This is a genomic window from Streptomyces flavidovirens DSM 40150 (assembly GCF_000429085.1).
In the GTDB taxonomy this organism is placed as follows: Bacteria; Actinomycetota; Actinomycetes; order Streptomycetales; family Streptomycetaceae; genus Streptomyces; species Streptomyces flavidovirens.
On sequence record NZ_AUBE01000002.1, the window covers coordinates 268,033 to 284,855 of the forward strand.

Sequence of the window (16,823 nt, forward strand, 5' to 3'; positions counted from 1 at the left end):
CACCCGCGCTGCTACGGCCTGAGCACCAGTTTGTCGGTGGTGCTCTTCTCGACCGCCTCGTCGCTGAACGACCAGTCGAGCAGCTCGCCCTTCGCCCACTTGTCGGTCTGGTCGGTGTAGTGCGCGCTGTACGCGTGACCCGACGCGCCGGTGAGGTTGATCCAGCGGGACTTGTCGAGGTCGTTGAGGTTCACGACCATGCGCATGGAGGGCACCCAGATGACCTCGTAGCCGCCCGCCGCGTTCCAGCCGGTGGCGTTGACCGCGGCCTCGCCGCCGCCCAGGTTCCAGGGGCCGCGGTTGAGCAGCGACTGGACGAGGCCGGGGCCGCTCGTACCGAGCGTCTGGTTCTTCAGCTCAAGCTGGTGCAGGCGGCCCCAGCTCCAGGAGTCGACGTCCTTGCCGAGCTTGGCGGTCAGCTCCCAGCGGGCGTCCTTCAGGGCGCGGGCGAGCAGCTCGTCACGGGTGTCCGCGGCCTTGTCGAGGCGGGTGCTCGGCGCCCGCCACCACTCGTTCTTCTCGTCCTTGAGCATCTTGCGGACGACCTCGTACCAGCGGTCGCCGCCGTCCGGCTGCGCCGAGTCCTTGGCGCGCTGACCGCATTCGCGGACCCGCTCGTTGAGGTCGTCGAGCGGCCCCGTGCTGTCGGCGGGCCGGACGGAGAGGCACTGGCCCTTGACCCGCAGCTCCTTGGGCAGCTTGTTGCCGAAGGCCAGCTTGAGGACGTTGCGCCACACCGCGTTGAAGTACGCGGCGGCCGCCGAATCCGGCTCCTGGGTGTAGTCCCAGCCTTCGAGCAGCTTCTGCGTCTCGCGGACGTTCGGGTCCGACACGTCGATCTTCAGCAGGTGGGGCGTGAGCAGCTTGGCGATCTCGCTGCTGTTGTCCATCTGCATGGTGCGCATGTCGTCGGTGGAGATCTTGCCGCCGTCGGCGATCTTCGACTCGATGAGGTCGTTGATCCGCTGGCTGCGGGCGCCGTAGCCCCAGTCCTCGGTGAGGAGGTAGGGGTACTTCTCCTTGTCGGTCACGGCCTGGTTGGCGGTGACGATGTAGCCGCGCTCCGGGTCGTACTCGTACGGCAGCTCGTCCTGCGGGATGAAGCCCTTCCAGCGGTAGCGCGAGTCCCAGCCGGCGGCGGGCATGGTGCCGTCGCCCGCGTTGCGGACCGGGATGCGGCCGGGGGCCTGGTAGCCGATGTGGCCCTTGGTGTCCGCGTAGATGAGGTTCTGGGACGGGACCTCGAAGTGGGCGGCGGCGGCGCGGAAGCTCTTGAAGTCCGTGGCACGGTTCAGCTCGAACACGGCGTCCATGGACTTGCCGGGCATCAGCGCGGTCCACTTGAGGGAGATCCCGTAGCCGTCACCGCGGTCGGGGGCGGCGTTGTTGACCGGGGCCTTCTCGCCGACCTTGCCGAGTTCGTCGCTGCGGTCGGAGACGAGCGGGCCGTTTCCGGTGGAGCGGACGGTGATCTTCTTCGGCTTGCCGCCGGCGACCTTGATGGTCTCCTCGCGGGTCTTGAAGGGCTTCGTGCTGCCGTCGTAGAGGTAGCCCTCGTCGGAGACCTTCTCCAGGTAGAGGTCGCTGACGTCGGCGCCGAGGTTGGTGAAGCCCCAGGCGATGTCCTGGTTGTGACCGATTATCACGCCGGGCATTCCGGAGAACGTGTAGCCCGCGGTGTCGTACTTGCAGGTGCTGGAGATCTGCCGGCAGTGCAGGCCCATCTGGTACCAGAGCGACGGCAACTGCGGCGCGAGGTGCGGGTCGTTCGCGAGCAGCGGCTTCTTGGTCGTCGTGTACTGGCCCGAGACGACCCAGGAGTTGGAGCCGATGCCGCTGCCGTTCGGGCCGAACAGGGCGGGGATCTCGTCGAGGGCGTCGGAGATGCCGGAGAGCTGGGACTGGAGGCCCTGGGTGGCGCCGGCGGCGGAGTTGCCCGCGGTGCCGGCGCCGGTGCCGGTGCCCGTACCGGTGCCGGTGCCCGTGCCTGTACCGGAGCCCGTGCCCGTGCCGGAGGTGCCGGTGGCCTTCGGGTCGTACTTCTCCGTCGTCTCGTCGACCGCGCCCTCTTCGACGACCGTCTTGTTCCGGTCGTACGGATACGGCGGGTACAAGTCCTTGATCTGCTTCGCGCTCAGCCGGCTCGTCATCAGCGAACGGTCGATCTCGCTCTTCATGTTGCCGCGCAGGTCCCAGGCCATCGCCTTGAGCCAGGCCACCGAGTCGACCGGCGTCCACTTCTCGGGCCTGTAGTCGTTCACGAAGCCCAGAGCGGCGTACTCGACGGAGATGTCCTTGCCCTCGCGGCCTTCGAGGTAGGAGTTGACGCCCGCCGCGTACGCCTGGAGGTTCTTTTTCGTCTCCGGCGACAGCTTGGTGTCGTACTCCTGCTGTGCGACCTGGCGCCAGCCCAGCGTGCGCAGGAACGCGTCGGTGTCGACCTGGTCGGAACCGAACATCTCGGACAGCCGGCCCGACGTCATGTGACGGCGGACGTCCATCTCGTAGAAGCGGTCCTGCGCCTGGACGAAGCCCTGGGCGCGGAAGAGGTCTTCATCGGTGTCCGCGTAGATCTGCGGAATGCCGTAACTGTCGCGCTTGACGTCGACGGGCCCCGAGAGACCGTCGAGCTCGATCGACCCCGTGGTCTGCGGGAAGGAGGCACGCACCGTGCTGATGCTCCAGTACGTGCCGTAGCCGACACCCGCGACAAGGGCCAACACCAGCACGATCACGATCAGGCGGGCGCGACGCCCCTTCTTCTTCTTGCCGGAAGAGGCGGTGGTGTTGGCGGGCATCGCTGTCCTTCGAGGGGCAGGGTGGTCCTTGAGTGCTGGAGCAACCATAGGCGCAGCGCTCCGGCGGCCTGGACGCGGTGCCTCCAACGGCGATCGTACGGACGATCAGGCGCGTCAAGGAAGCGTTAAAGATTAGGTAAGGTAACGAAGTACCGGCCGCCGGAGGAACGATCCGGCAGGCGTGCGAGGGAAGGAACGGCCGCTGACTGTCCACCAGCTCAATGAACTGCTGCTCATCTGCTCGCTCGTTCTGCTCATCGCCGTCGCGGCGGTACGCATCTCCTCCCGCAGCGGGCTTCCCAGCCTGCTCCTGTACCTCGGGATCGGGATCGCCATAGGGCAGGACGGCTTCTTCGACGTCAAGTTCGACAACGCCGAACTGACGCAGGTGATCGGCTATGCCGCGCTTGTGGTGATCCTGGCCGAGGGCGGCCTGGGCACGAAGTGGAAGGAAGTCAAACCCGCGTTGCCCGCCGCGGTCGTCCTGTCGACCGTCGGTGTCGCGGTGAGCGTGGGCGTCACGGCGGCCGGTGCGCACTATCTCGTCGGTCTCGACTGGCGGCAGTCACTGATCATCGGCGCGGTCGTCTCTTCGACGGACGCCGCCGCGGTCTTCTCCGTACTGCGCAAGGTGCCCCTGCCGTCACGGATCACCGGGGTGCTGGAAGCGGAGTCGGGCTTCAACGACGCCCCTGTCGTCATCCTGGTGGTCGCCTTCTCGACGGTCGGCCCGGTGGACGAGTGGTACGTCCTGGTCGGCACGATCGTGCTGGAACTGGCGATCGGCGCGGGCATCGGTCTCGCGATGGGCTGGCTCGGCGCGTACGCACTGCGGCATGTGGCGCTGCCCGCGTCCGGTCTGTACCCGATCGCGGTCATGGCCATCGCCGTATCGGCGTACGCCGCGGGAGCCATCGCGCACGGCAGTGGGTTCCTCGCCGTCTATCTGGCGGCGATGGTGCTCGGCAACTCCAAGCTGCCGCACTGGCCGGCCACGCGCGGGTTCGCGGACGGGCTCGGCTGGCTCGCGCAGATCGGCATGTTCGTCCTGCTCGGCCTGCTGGTGACGCCGCACGAGCTGCTGGCCGACTTCTGGCCCGCGGTGATGGTGGGGCTGGTGCTCACGACGGTGGCGCGGCCACTGTCGGCGCTCATCAGCCTGGTGCCGTTCCGCATCCCGTGGCAGGAGCAGGCCCTGATGTCGTGGGCGGGACTGCGCGGCGCGGTGCCCATCATCCTGGCGACCATCCCCCTGGTGTCGGACATCGAGGGCAGCGACCGGGTCTTCAACATCGTCTTCGTCCTGGTCGTCGTCTACACCCTCGTCCAGGGGCCGACACTGCCCTGGCTGGCGCAGTGGCTGCGGCTCGGCGACGACCCCTCCGAGACCGCCGACCTGGGCATCGAGTCCGCGCCGCTGGAGCGGCTGCGCGGGCACCTGCTGTCCGTCGCGATCCCCGAGAGGTCGAGGATGCACGGCGTGGAGGTGGCCGAGCTGCGGCTGCCGCACGGGGCCGCGGTCACCCTGGTCGTACGGGACGGAACCAGCTTCGTACCGCTGCCGACGACCGTGCTGCGGCGCGGCGACGAGCTCCTCGTGGTGGCAACCGATCCGGTACGGGACGCCGCCGAGCGGCGGCTGCGGGCCGTCGGACAGGGCGGCAAGCTGGCGGGGTGGCTGGGGACGAACGGGAACGGGCCCCGGCACTGACCTCCCTGCACCTTCCCTGGATCGGCCTGATCACAGGCGGTGTGACGCAATCCGTACGCAATCACAGGTGCGCCAGTGCGGATGCCCTGTAACATGAAGGCCTACTGATCGACCAACTCTGCCTGACGCAGAGCTGGCGCGACCGTACGGCGGCCGGCCCCCTCCAGTGGGTGTCCTGGTATCTACCGCCGGTCCTGCGCAAGAGGACAGCTCTCGACGGCTCCCGCACGCCCACACATCCGCGTGCACAGGGGAGCGTCACCAGGCGGCAGAAAGGCAAGGACCGTGTCCGACACGGTCACCACCACCCGCCCCGGCTACGGCCAGCTGCTCCGCACCCCTGGAGCCTGGACGTACCTGCTGCCCGGGTTCCTGGCACGCCAGCCCTTCGCGATGCTGACCATCGGCATCGTGCTGCTCGTGCAGCACACCACAGGGTCGTACGGAAGCGCGGGCGCCGTAGCGGCCGTCACCGGCGTTTCCATGGCACTGTTCGCGCCGCAGAGCGGCAAGCTCGCCGACCGATTCGGGCAGAGCGCCGTTCTGATTCCGGGCGTTCTGGTGCACACCGCTTCCGTCGTCACGCTGACGGTGCTCGCGCTCTCGGGAGCGCCCATGTGGGCCCTTTTCGTCGCGGCCGTTCCCACCGGTGCGTCCGTTCCGCAGATCGGCCCGATGGTGCGGGCCCGGTGGGCCGCCAAGCTGGAGGGCTCACCGCTGATGTCGACCGCCGCGGCCTTCGAGTCCGTGACGGACGAGTTCACCTTCGTCGTCGGGCCCGTTCTCGCGACCGCACTGTGCACCGGTGTGCATCCGGCGGCCGGTCTGATCGCCGAGGCCGCGCTCACCCTGGTCGGCGGCCTGTTCTTCGCCGTGCAGCGGCGTACACAGCCGCAGGCGGGCCGCCTGTCCATGACCGGCGGGCCGCGTGTGTCCGCGCTGTCCGTGCCCGGCGTACGGGTGCTCGCGGGTGCCTTCCTCGGTATCGGCGCCGTCTTCGGCGGAATGCAGGTCTCCCTGACCGCGTTCTCCGAGGAAATCGGCAACCCCGGCGTGAACGGACTGCTCTACGGAACGTTCGCCGCGGGCAACATGCTCGCCGGCATCGCGTGTGGCGCGATCGCCTGGAAGGTCGGCCCCCGTCGCCGCCTGATCGTCGGGTACGCCGCGCTGACACTGGCCGCCTCCGGGCTGTGGGCCGTGCACTCCGTGCCGCTGCTCGCCGGTCTGGGGCTGCTGGTCGGCCTGTGCATCGCGCCCGCGCTGATCACCGGCTACACGATGGTCGAAACGCTGGTGCCGGCTTCGGCCCGTACCGAGGCCTTCACCTGGCTGACCGGCGCTGTCGCGCTCGGCCAGGCGGCAGGCGTCACCGTCGCGGGACGGCTGGCGGACGCGAACGGCGCGAGCGCCGGATTCCTGGTGCCGCTGGTGGGCACCGCGCTCGCCCTGGCCACCCTGGTGGCACTGCGCTCGCGGCTCGCACCCAGGGCTCCGGGACGGGTCACCGCACGTGGCGTGAGTCACCGAGTGCCTGTGACGGTGGACTGATCCCGCGGAATACGTCACTATGGAACGTCGTTAGCACTCATTGAGTGAGAGTGCCAGGAGGAGCAAGTGCCGACCTACCAGTACCAGTGCACCGAGTGCGGCGAAGGCCTCGAGGCGGTGCAGAAGTTCACCGATGACGCACTGACCGTGTGCCCCGCCTGTGAGGGGCGCCTGAAGAAGGTGTTCTCCGCCGTCGGCATCGTCTTCAAGGGTTCCGGGTTCTACCGGAACGACAGCCGCGGCTCCTCGTCGAGCAGCACGCCGGCCACATCGTCCTCGAAGGCCGCCGGCACGTCGTCCGCGTCGTCGGGGTCCGACTCGAAGCCGGCCGCTTCGTCGTCGAGCGCGTCCTCGTCGTCCTCGGGGTCCAGCAGCTCGTCCAGCTCTTCCAGCAGCACCTCGGCCGCCTAGGACACACCCGGGCCCCACGCTTCTGTGCGACCCCGCCGTTTCCGACGGCGGGGTCCTCGGCGTTTTCGCGCCCGGCTACTGTGACCGCCATGGCGAACGCGAACGCAGAGATCGGCGTAATCGGCGGCTCCGGCTTCTACTCCTTCCTGGAGGACGTGACCGAAATCGAGGTGGACACCCCCTACGGGAAGCCGAGCGACTCGCTCTTCCTCGGTGAGATAGCGGGGCGGCGCGTCGCCTTCCTCCCCCGCCATGGGCGCGGCCACCACCTGCCGCCGCACCGCATCGACTACCGCGCCAACATGTGGGCGCTGCGTTCCGTCGGTGCGCGCCAGGTGCTCGGGCCGTGCGCGGTGGGCGGGCTGCGGGCCGAGTACGGGCCGGGGACTCTGCTCGTACCGGACCAGCTCGTGGACCGCACGAAGGCGCGCGCGCAGACGTTCTACGACGGTGAGACGCCGGTGGACGGGAAGCTGCCGAACGTCGTGCACATGACCTTCGCCGACCCGTACTGCCCCGACGGGCGCAAGGCGGCGCTCGCGGCGGCGCGCGGGCGCGAGTGGGAGCCGGTGGACGGCGGGACGCTGGTCGTCATAGAGGGGCCGCGCTTCTCGACGCGGGCGGAGTCGCGGTGGCATGCGGAGGCGGGCTGGTCGGTGGTCGGCATGACGGGACACCCGGAGGCCGTGCTCGCCAGGGAACTCGGGCTTTGCTATACGTCGCTGACGCTGGTGACGGATCTGGACGCCGGGGCGGAGACGGGCGAGGGCGTCTCCCACGAAGAGGTGCTCAAGGTGTTCGGGGCCAATGTGGACCGGCTGCGCGACGTGCTCTTCGACGCGGTGGCGGGGCTGCCTGCGGACGAGGCGCGCGACTGCCTGTGTTCGCACGCGCTGGACGGGATCGACACGGGGATCGCGCTGCCTTAGGGGGACGCGCTGCCTCAGCGGGGTTGCGCGGGTGGGTGTGACGGTGTGTGGGTGTGTGGGGTGTGTGGCCTGTGGGTCGGGTGCGCGGGTGTGGGGGTGCGTGGGTGACCAAGTTGTCCACAGTGCGGGGGTAGTCCACAGGGCTCGGCGGGATCCGGGCGGAGCGTGGATCGTGAGGAGCGTTCAGGCGGAACTCCTCGTTGCAGGCGGTGGTCACCGTGTCCCTCTACCCCTACGTCCCCACTCCCCCGACGCCCCTTCCCGGTCCGGATCCGTGCGGTGTGCCCGAGTTCGCCCCGCTGCGGGTGCGGGGCGGCAGGCACCGGCTCCGGCGCGCGGTGCGCCGCAGGAGGCGAGCGATGGCGGCCGGCCTTGCGATGACGGCCGCCGCGCTGGCCGCTTCGGGGGCGCGTGACGCGGGGCGTGCGGGGGGTGCGGCACACGCGGGGTCGCAGGCACCGGATCAGGCGCGGGCCGACGCGGCCGGGGCGTCGCCGCGGCGCGAGCGGCCGCCGGTGGAGATGGTGTCCGCTCCGGTACGGATCGCGGACGCCGCGACGGTGCGGCTGCTGCGCAGGGGAGACCGGGTCGATGTGATCGCTGCGGCGGGCGGCCCGCCGATGCCGGGCGAAGAGGCTCCGGACGCACGTGTGGTGGCCGCGGGTGCGCGCGTGGCCGAGGTTCCGAAGGCGCGCGAGACCTCCGCCGGCGAGGGCGGCGGAGCGCTGGTCGTCCTGTCCGTACCGCGCACGACTGCCGCCGCACTGGCCGGTGTGGGCCCGACGTCCCAACTGGCGGTGACGCTGTGCTGAGCAGAACTGACGGACTCTCATGTCATCAGTACGGGGAAGGCGATTGGACAGGGCCGCCACCTGCTGACGTAGGTTTCGGAACTGTTTGCTCCGCCCCCGGTACATGTGAAAAGAGGCTCATTCGTGAGCGAGGAGAAGAAGCAGAGCGTTCTCGCGGGCTTCAAGGCCTTCTTGATGCGCGGCAATGTGATCGACCTGGCTGTCGCGGTGGTCATCGGCGCCGCGTTCACCAACGTCGTGAACTCGATCGTCAAGGGTGTGATCAACCCGCTGGTCGGTGCGTTCGGCACGCAGGACCTGGAGAAGTACAGCTCCTGCCTGAAGCAGCCGTGCAAGCCGGACAGGAACGGCGTGATGCAGGGCATCCCGATCAACTGGGGCCTGGTCCTCAGCGCGGCCCTCAGCTTCCTGATCACCGCGGCGGTCGTCTATTTCCTCATGGTGCTGCCCATGGCCAAGTACCTGGCGAGGCGGGCGGCACGGGACAAGGCGAAGGAGGCCACCACGGAGGTCATGGAGGTCACCGAGATCGAACTGCTGAAGCAGATCAGGGACGCGCTCGTCGCCCAGCGCGGCTCGGGCCACGACAACACGCCGTAGCCCGGGTCGCTCAGAGGTGGTGCGGCGGCTTCTCGTCCAGGAACCGGGCGAGATCGGCCGCGCTGCCGCCACTGCCGGGAGGCCGCTCGCCCCACCCTCGGTCCGTGTCGTCCGCTGATTGCTGGTCCAGTGGATCGCCGAAGTCCAGCGCCGGCTTCGGCCGCGGCTTACGCTCGGCCTTCTGCTCGGTCGTCTGCTCCGGATCGCGCGGTCCGTGGGCGGGGGCGGTGCTCATGTCTCCAGGGTACGGCGGACGGCCGGTCCGGATACCTCGGCAGCCTCCGCCACCTCGCACCCCAGGAGGGCTCTGGCGTAACCCCGGCTCGCACCTCCGGAAGGACTCTCGCGTGATACGCAGGACTTCATGGGACAGCAGACGAGGGCTGACGCCCTGACCGATGTGGCCGGACTGCGGGTCGGGCACGCGCGTGTGCCGGGTGAGCGGGCACTCAGCGGCACCACTGTCGTGCTGGCGCCGGTGGGCGGGGCGGTGGCCGCCGTGGATGTACGGGGCGGTGGCCCGGGCACCCGCGAGACCGACGCTCTCGACCCCCGCAACCTGGTGCAGCGCGTCGACGCCGTCGTCCTGACCGGTGGCAGCGCCTACGGTCTCGACGCCGCGTCCGGGGTGATGGCCTGGCTGGAGGAGCACGGCCGGGGCTTCCGGGTCGGGCCCGACCCGGCGCAGGTGGTGCCGGTCGTCCCGGCCGCGTGCCTGTTCGACCTGGGGCGCGGCGGCGACTGGCGGGCCAGGCCGGACGCCGCGACCGGCCGGGCCGCCGTCGAGGATGCCGCCCGTACCGGCATCGGGGCGCCCGTGGCTCAAGGCGGGCTGGGCGCGGGGACGGGTGCGGTCGCCGGTGCGATGAAGGGCGGGGTGGGGACTGCCTCCGTGGTGCTCGACTCGGGTATCACGGTGGGGGCGCTCGTCGTCGTCAACGCTGCCGGTTCCGTCGTCGATCCGCTGACCGGTGCCCTCTACGGGGGTTACTTCCAGGGGCGGAGCGAATATCCGCAGGCGCGGGTGCACGCGGCGGCGCAGCGCAGGCTGGCCGAGGCGCGGGCAGAGACCGAGCGGCGCACGGCCGGCTCCTCGGGCCGCCCGCTGAACACCACCCTGGCTGTCGTCGCCACCGACGCGGAGCTGACGCGGGCGCAGGCGCAGAAGCTCGCCGGGACCGCGCATGACGGGCTCGCGCGTGCCGTGCGTCCCGTGCATCTGCTCACCGACGGCGACACTGTCTTCGCGCTGTCCACCGGCGCGAAGCCGCTGCCGGCTGTCGACTCGCCGGAGCCCGCGTTCGCCGCGCAGGCGGGGGTCGCCGCCCTCAACGAGGTGCTGGGGGCGGGGGCGGACACGCTGACCCGTGCGGTGGTGAAAGCCGTGCTCGCGGCGGAGGGAGTCGAGGGGCCCGGTGGCGTTTACCCGGCGTACCGGGACCTCTACTGACGTACCGCCGTGGTGAGTTGGCCGGGGGGTGCTGGAACCTTGCCCGGTCCCTCTTCGTTTTGCTCAACCCCGGCGACGTTGTCAGACCCAGGGGCTACGTTGAGCACTCGGCAAGTAACAAGCGGCGACGGCCTGGAGAAACCCTTGAGCGATCCGTACGAGACAACCGAGGAGCACCTCGAGCGACTCCTGGGGCGCGCACTCAACTCGTTCGACCTGCCCGACGCGACGGTGGAGCGGCTCGAATCGGCGCTGGCACACAGCACTTCTCTGCATTCCTCGCACCACAGTGCGGGGCTGCACCGCGAGACGTTCAAGCACGCTTTCCTGCTGTCCGACGGCAGCTCGCTCACGCTGTGGGAGCTGGCGCACAACGCGGGACGCGACGGCGCCACGCAGCACGAGCTGTACACGGAGGCGGCCGATGTCCGGCTGGCCGCGTCCAGACTGCCGCGCCAGGGCGCCGCCGACGCGTTCGGTGTGTCCGGTGCAGATGCGGACGGGCGGGATCCGCAGGGCGAGGACGCGGGGCTCGACACCGACCTGGAGATCCTCGCCGCGCTCATGGCCACGCGGCCGTCCCCCGCGCCGCGCATCTTCATCCCGGACAACTCCGCCGACCACGCACGCCGGGTGCTCCGCCGCGCCGAGAACGCCGACCGGCCGGGGCCGGATGCGGCGCTGCGCCTGGGCACCGCTGTCGCCCACCAGATCACCCAGGCCTTCGGGCGCCAGTGCAGCGTGGAGGGCCGGGACGCCGGCTTCACGCTGTACGAGCACGCGTTCCTGCTGCGCGACAGCAGCGAGGTCAGCCTCTGGGAGGTCGAGCACACGGCGACGCCGGACGGCCGTCACATGTGCGAGGTGTACGAGACGGAGCGCGCCGCGCGCGAAGCGATGGAGCTTCGCGCGCAGGTGCGGTGAGCGGGGGTGGCGCCGACCGGGCGGCGTTGTCGTGCGGTACGGGTCAGGCTGTGCGGGTCAGGCGGTGCGGGTCAGGCGGCTACCGCCACCTTGGGCTGCGTGGCCGCTGTCGCGTCGGTCGGCTGCGGTGTTTTGCGCAGGCCCTTGAGGAGTACGACGAGGGCTGTGCTGACCGCCGTACCGGCCAGGATGGCGATCAGGTAGAGCAGCGGGTTGCCGATCAGCGGCACCACGAAGATGCCGCCGTGCGGGGCGCGCAGCGTGCACTCGAAGGTCATCGACAGCGCGCCCGTGACCGCGCCGCCCGCCATCGCCGCCGGGATCACGCGCAGCGGGTCGGCCGCGGCGAACGGGATCGCGCCCTCGGTGATGAACGAAGCGCCCAGTACCCAGGCCGCCTTGCCGTTCTCGCGCTCCGCCTTGGTGAAGAGCTTGCCGCGCACGACGGTGGCCAGCGCCATCGCCAGCGGCGGGACCATGCCCGCGGCCATGACGGCTGCCATGACCTTGAGGCTGCCCTCGTTGGGGTTGGCGAGGCCGCCGACCGCGAAGGCGTACGCCACCTTGTTGAGCGGCCCGCCGAGGTCGAAGCACATCATCAGGCCGAGGATGACGCCGAGGATGATCGCGTTGGCGCCGGAGAGGCTGGACAGCCAGTCGGTGAGCGCGCTCTGGAGCTTCGCGATCGGCTCGCCGACCACCAGGAACATCAGGAAGCCGACGACGATGGACGAGATCAGAGGGATCGCCACTACCGGCATGATGCCGCGGAGAGGGGCGGGCACCTTGAGTCTCTGGATCGCCATCACCACCGCGCCCGCGATGAGACCGGCGACCAGGCCGCCGAGGAAGCCGGCGTTGATGGTCACGGCGATCGCGCCGCCCACGAAGCCGGGGACCAGTCCTGGCCTGTCCGCCATTCCGTACGCGATGTAACCGGCAAGCACCGGGACCAGGAAGCCGAAGGCCAGTCCGCCGATCTGGAACATCAGGGCGGCCCAGCTTGTGGTGTCTGTCCAGGCGAAGTGCTCAATGACGGAGGGCGCCTTGTTGATCTCGTAGCCGCCGATGGCGAAGCCGAGGGCTATGAGCAGGCCGCCTGCTGCTACGAACGGGACCATGTAGCTGACGCCGGACATGAGCCACTTGCGGAGCTTGGTTCCGTACCCTTCGCCCGGTTCTCCGGTCTCGTCGACCGGGGAGCCCTTCGCTGCCGAAGTGACCTCGCCGCGCTCCGACTTGGCGCGTACTTCGGCTATGAGCTCGGCCGGGCGGTTGATGGCCGCCTTTACGCCTACGTCGACCGTCGGCTTGCCCGCGAAGCGGTGCTTGTCGCGTACGGGGACGTCGTGCGCGAAGATCACGCCGTCCGCGGCGGCGATCACGGCGGGGTCAAGGCGGATGAAGCCGGCGGAGCCCTGGGTCTCGACGGCCAGCTCGACGCCGTCATCGCTTCCGGCCCGTTCGAGTGCCTCCGCGGCCATGTAGGTGTGTGCGATGCCGGTGGGGCAGGACGTTACGGCGACGATCCTGAACGGTGCGGCGGTGCCCGGGGAAGTGGTGGCTTCGGGGGCGGTGCCCGGGGAGGCCGTGGCTTCTGGGGCGGGGCCGCGTTGGGGCGTCTCCTCGGGTGCCGAACGTTCGGGCAGCGCGTTGGTTCGTTCGCGGTGGTTGCGTTCGACACCCTGCGGGGAGCGCCCCACCGCGTCCCCTCCCGGCACCTCGGTCTGCGCGGCGGGGGCGTCCTCGCCGCGGATCAGGGCCGCTGTCGACGCGGGGTCCCCGGCCCCGCGCAGTGCGGCGGTGAAGTCCTCGTCCATCAGGTGGCGGGCCAGGCTCGACAGGATCGTCAGGTGCGCGTCGTCCGCGCCCGCCGGGGCCGCGATGAGGAAGATCAGGTCCGCCGGGCCGTCCGGGGCGCCGAAGTCGACGCCCTGTGCGCTGCGCCCGAAGGCGAGCGTCGGCTCGGTGACGTGTTCGCTGCGGCAGTGCGGGATGCCGATACCGCCGTCCAGGCCGGTCGGCATCTGCGCCTCGCGCGCCGCGACATCGGCGAGGAAACCGTCGAGGTCGGTCACGCGGCCGAGCGCCACCATGCGCTCGGCGAGCGAACGCGCCGCCTCTTCCTTCGTGTGGGCGGACAGGTCGAGATCGACCAGGTCCGCGGTGATCATCTGGCTCATCGCGGGTTCCTTCGCTCGCAGTGCGGGGGACGAGGTGTGGGGGCCGGCTCCGTCAGGGCGCGGCTCAGTGGAATGTCCGCGGTCACCGTGACTGCTGACAGGTCCAGATCGGTGGGCGCCGGCATGACGCTGCCGGGGAGCTGCACGGCAGCCGCGCCGTGCGCGACCGCTGAGGCCAGGGCGTCCGGGCCCTCGCCTCCCGCCGCCAGGAAGCCGGCCAGGGAAGCGTCGCCCGCCCCTACGTTGCTGCGGATGACGGTGACTTCAGCGGTGGCGTAGTACGTACCTTCGCTGCCGATGAGGAGTTGTCCGTCGGCTCCCAGGCTGGCGAGCACCGTGCGTGCTCCGGCGTCCCGCAGTTCCTGCGCCGCCTTCAGCGCGTCGCCGACGGTGGTCAGGGGGCGGCCCACGGCCTCGGCGAGTTCGTCGGCGTTGGGCTTCACTACGTCGGGGCGTTCACGGAGTGCCGCGAGGAGGGATGCGCCCGAGGTGTCCAGGGCGATACGGGCGCCCGCCTGGTGGGCGCGGGCCACCAGTTCGGCGTACCACGCGGGGGTGAGGCCGGGCGGGAGGCTGCCGCAGCAGGCGATCCAGCGGGCGTCGGCCGACTGGTCCTGTGCCGTGGTGAGGAGCGACTCGGATTCGGCGGCGGAGAGTTCGGGGCCCGGCGCGTTGATCTTGGTGAGGGTGCCGTCCGGCTCGACGATGGAGATGTTGGAGCGGGTGTGGCCGGCTACGGGCACCGGAGCGACATCGATGCCGTCAGCGTTGAGGAGCTCGGCCACCAGTGCTCCCGGCGCCCCTCCCAGCGGCATGACGGCGATGGTGCGGTGGCCGGCCGCCGCTACCGCGCGCGAGACGTTGACGCCCTTGCCGCCGGGGTCCATCCGGTCGGCGGTGGCGCGCAGCACTTCGCCGCGTTCCAGGGCCGGGACTTCGTACGTCCGGTCCAGGCTGGGGTTGGGGGTGATGGTGAGGATCATGTCGTTCCTAAACACACTGCACTTCGGTGCCGGCTGCCTTGATGGCGGCGGCGTCTTCGGGGCTCAGACCGGTGTCGGTGATGAGCAGGTCTACGTCGGTGAGGTCACCGAAGCGGGCGAAATGCTCCTGCCCGTGCTTGGCGGAGTCGGCCAGCAGCACCACCCGGCGGGCGGCCGCGACGAGCGCGCGCTTCACGGCCGCCTCGGCGAGATCGGGGGTGGTGAGGCCGCTGTCGGGCGAGAAGCCGTTGGTGGCGAGGAACACGACGTCGGCGCGGATCTCGGAGTACGCGCGCAGTGCCCATGCGTCCACGGCGGCGCGCGTGCGGTGGCGGACCCTGCCCCCGACCAGGTGCAGGTCGATGCCGGGGTGGTCGGCGAGGCGGGCGGCGACGGGCAGCGCGTGGGTGACGACGGTGAGTCCGCACTCCAGCGGTACGTCGGCTGCCAGGCGGGCGACCGTCGAGCCGGCGTCGAGGATGACGCTGCCGGCGTCCGGCAGCTCGGCGAGGGCGGCCCGTGCGATGCGGTCCTTCTCGTCGGCGGCGGTCGACTCGCGCTCGGCCAGGTCCGGCTCGAAGTCCAGGCGGCCGGCGGGGATCGCTCCGCCGTGTACGCGGCGGAGGAGGCCCGCGCGGTCCAGGGCCTTGAGGTCGCGGCGGACGGTCTCGGCGGTGACCCGGAAGGTGTCGGCCAGGGAGAGCACGTCCACTCGTCCGCTCTCGCGTGCCAGGCGGAGGATCTCTTGCTGGCGCTCCGGTGCGTACATGTGGGATTACATCCGTTCGCTGCCCGAACCTGTGGTTTCACTGGGAGACTACGACCAGTTTTCGGCCATGTAAACAGATTCGGGCAAGCAATCGGACATGTTCGGGCTCAAACGCCGACGGCGCCCGTGTCGGTGAGACACGGGCGCCGTCGGGCGGCGTACACGGCTTACACGGCGTACACGTCAGGGTGTGAGCACCGGCTCCTTGGCCGGTGAGGTGTCCAGGTCGGCGACGGCGTCGCCCTCGGCCCCCACCCGCGGCCTGGCCGGCAGCGCAAACATCAGGCAGAAGATGGCTACCAGCACCGCCACCGTCCACCACAGCGCGTTCTGGAACGCGTCGACGAAGGCCATGCCCACCGCGGTCAGCGCCAGGCCGTCGTCGATGACGCCCAAGAAGACCACCGACACCAGGCCCAGGCCCAGCGCGTTGCCCATCTGCCCCATCGTGTTGATCAGGCCGGACGCCGAACCCGCGTGCTCGCGCGGCACTTCGGACAGCACCGCGTCCGTCAGCGGCGCCACGATCAGGCCCATGCCCAGCCCCATCACCACGAGTGGCAGCGCCATCTGCCAGGAGTGGATGGCCATGCCGTACCGGTCGGCCTCCCAGATGTAGAGCAGCAGTCCGGCCGCCAGCGTCAGCGCGCCCGCTTGCAGGACCTTCCGGCCGAAGCGCGGGACGAGTTTCTGTACGGAGATGCCTGCCGCCAGCGACACCGCGATGGAGAACGGGATGCCCGTCGTGCCGGCGTGCAGCGCGCTCCAGCCCAGACCGACCTGCATGTAGAGCGTCCAGACCAGGAAGAAGATGCCGAGCGCCACACCGAAGGTGAGCTGCACCGCGATGCCCGCCGCGAAGCTCTTCACCTTGAAGAGGGAGAGCTCGACGAGGGGCGAGCCGTCCTTGCGGGTCTTGTAGCGCTCGTACGCGATGAAGACCGCGAAGACCGCCAGGCTGCCGATCATGGAGAGGTGGCCCCACAGCGGCCAGTCCAGCTCCTCGCCGCGGATGAGCGGGTAGATCAGCATGAGCAGGCCGAGCGTCGCGAGTGCTACGCCGACGAGGTCGAGGCGCAGCGCCTTGGGGGCCTTGGACTCGCTGATGAAGCGGATGCCCAGGATCAGGCCCGCGATACCGACGGGCAGATTGATCAGGAAGATCGGCCGCCATTCCAGGCCGAACAGGTTCCACTCGGTGAGCAGCGCGCCCAGCATCGGGCCCGACACGGCGCCGAGGCCGACGATCGCGCCGAAGAGGCCGAAGACCTTGCCGCGCTCGTGCGCGGGGAAGGTGGCGTGGACGATCGACAGGACCTGCGGCACCATCAGGGCCGCCATGGCGCCCTGGAGGATGCGGGAGGCGACGAGGATGTCCGCGCTGCCGGCGAATCCGCAGAGCGCGGAGGCGAGCGTGAAGCCGCCTATGCCGATCAGGAAGAGTCGCTTGCGGCCGTAGATGTCACCGAGCCTGCCGCCCGTGATCAGCCCGGCGGCGAAGGCCAGGGCGTATCCCGCGGTGATCCACTGGATCGCGCCGAAGGTGGCGCCCAGGTCCTGCCGGATGCTGGGGATCGCTATGTTGACGATCGTCACGTCGACGAGGTCCATGAAGGCGGCGGTCATCACGATGGCGAGCGCGAACCAGCGGCGGCGATCGGGCGGGGCTGTTGAAGTCATACGAGCGAGACTAGGGCTCATG

At 70.3% G+C, this 16,823-nt stretch carries 14 protein-coding genes; 8 read left to right on the forward strand and 6 right to left on the reverse strand.

Annotation, left to right across the window (positions count from 1 at the left end; all coding sequences use genetic code 11):
- Nucleotides 1-11 precede the first annotated feature (11 nt).
- Nucleotides 12-2,798 (reverse strand): penicillin acylase family protein, encoded by a 2,787-nt coding sequence (locus tag G412_RS0103925; RefSeq protein WP_028810924.1) that lies wholly within the window; start codon nucleotides 2,796-2,798, stop codon nucleotides 12-14.
- Between the two features lie 202 nt (nucleotides 2,799-3,000).
- Here G412_RS0103925 and G412_RS0103930 point away from each other — a divergent pair, with 202 nt between their 5' ends.
- The 6 genes from G412_RS0103930 (at nucleotide 3,001) to mscL (ending at nucleotide 8,812) form a co-directional block, all read left to right on the forward strand.
- A complete protein-coding gene (locus G412_RS0103930; protein ID WP_051338149.1) occupies nucleotides 3,001-4,509 on the forward strand; it encodes a potassium/proton antiporter in 1,509 nt (502 codons plus the stop codon).
- A 285-nt stretch (nucleotides 4,510-4,794) separates the two neighbouring features.
- A complete protein-coding gene (locus G412_RS0103935; protein ID WP_028810926.1) occupies nucleotides 4,795-6,060 on the forward strand; it encodes an MFS transporter in 1,266 nt (421 codons plus the stop codon).
- A 66-nt stretch (nucleotides 6,061-6,126) separates the two neighbouring features.
- A complete protein-coding gene (locus G412_RS37675) occupies nucleotides 6,127-6,471 on the forward strand; it encodes an FmdB family zinc ribbon protein (protein ID WP_078606776.1) in 345 nt (114 codons plus the stop codon).
- A gap of 89 nt (nucleotides 6,472-6,560) precedes the next feature.
- Nucleotides 6,561-7,400 (forward strand): S-methyl-5'-thioadenosine phosphorylase, encoded by an 840-nt coding sequence (locus G412_RS0103945; protein WP_028810927.1) that lies wholly within the window; start codon nucleotides 6,561-6,563, stop codon nucleotides 7,398-7,400.
- A gap of 359 nt (nucleotides 7,401-7,759) precedes the next feature.
- Complete coding sequence (locus G412_RS0103950; protein WP_341860524.1) at nucleotides 7,760-8,212, forward strand: hypothetical protein; 453 nt, start codon at nucleotides 7,760-7,762, stop codon at nucleotides 8,210-8,212.
- Nucleotides 8,213-8,335: 123 nt separating this feature from the next.
- Entirely contained in the window at nucleotides 8,336-8,812 is a 477-nt protein-coding gene (mscL, locus tag G412_RS0103955; RefSeq protein ID WP_028810929.1) for a large conductance mechanosensitive channel protein MscL, read from the forward strand.
- Between the two features lie 10 nt (nucleotides 8,813-8,822).
- Here mscL and G412_RS0103960 read toward each other — a convergent pair whose 3' ends face one another.
- On the reverse strand, nucleotides 8,823-9,047 hold the full coding sequence (locus G412_RS0103960; protein WP_028810930.1) for a hypothetical protein: 225 nt from the start codon (nucleotides 9,045-9,047) through the stop codon (nucleotides 8,823-8,825).
- A gap of 129 nt (nucleotides 9,048-9,176) precedes the next feature.
- Here G412_RS0103960 and G412_RS0103965 point away from each other — a divergent pair, with 129 nt between their 5' ends.
- Both G412_RS0103965 and G412_RS0103970 read left to right on the forward strand, forming a co-directional pair.
- Nucleotides 9,177-10,262, forward strand: coding sequence for a P1 family peptidase (locus G412_RS0103965; RefSeq protein ID WP_028810931.1), 1,086 nt, complete (start codon nucleotides 9,177-9,179; stop codon nucleotides 10,260-10,262).
- 144 nt (nucleotides 10,263-10,406) lie between these two features.
- Complete coding sequence (locus G412_RS0103970; protein ID WP_028810932.1) at nucleotides 10,407-11,186, forward strand: DUF6227 family protein; 780 nt, start codon at nucleotides 10,407-10,409, stop codon at nucleotides 11,184-11,186.
- Between the two features lie 71 nt (nucleotides 11,187-11,257).
- Here the strand turns inward: G412_RS0103970 and G412_RS0103975 are convergent, their stop codons facing one another.
- From G412_RS0103975 to G412_RS0103990, 4 genes are all read right to left on the reverse strand, one after another.
- A complete protein-coding gene (locus G412_RS0103975) occupies nucleotides 11,258-13,369 on the reverse strand; it encodes a fructose-specific PTS transporter subunit EIIC (protein WP_028810933.1) in 2,112 nt (703 codons plus the stop codon).
- Nucleotides 13,366-14,352 (reverse strand): 1-phosphofructokinase, encoded by a 987-nt coding sequence (pfkB, locus tag G412_RS33190; protein WP_051338115.1) that lies wholly within the window; start codon nucleotides 14,350-14,352, stop codon nucleotides 13,366-13,368. The genes G412_RS0103975 and pfkB overlap by 4 nt, the downstream gene beginning before the upstream one ends.
- A gap of 7 nt (nucleotides 14,353-14,359) precedes the next feature.
- A complete protein-coding gene (locus tag G412_RS0103985) occupies nucleotides 14,360-15,121 on the reverse strand; it encodes a DeoR/GlpR family DNA-binding transcription regulator (protein WP_028810934.1) in 762 nt (253 codons plus the stop codon).
- Between the two features lie 183 nt (nucleotides 15,122-15,304).
- The gene (locus G412_RS0103990) at nucleotides 15,305-16,801 is read right to left on the reverse strand and encodes an MFS transporter (protein ID WP_028810935.1); all 1,497 of its coding nucleotides are present in this window, start codon (nucleotides 16,799-16,801) and stop codon (nucleotides 15,305-15,307) included.
- Nucleotides 16,802-16,823: the final 22 nt, after the last annotated feature.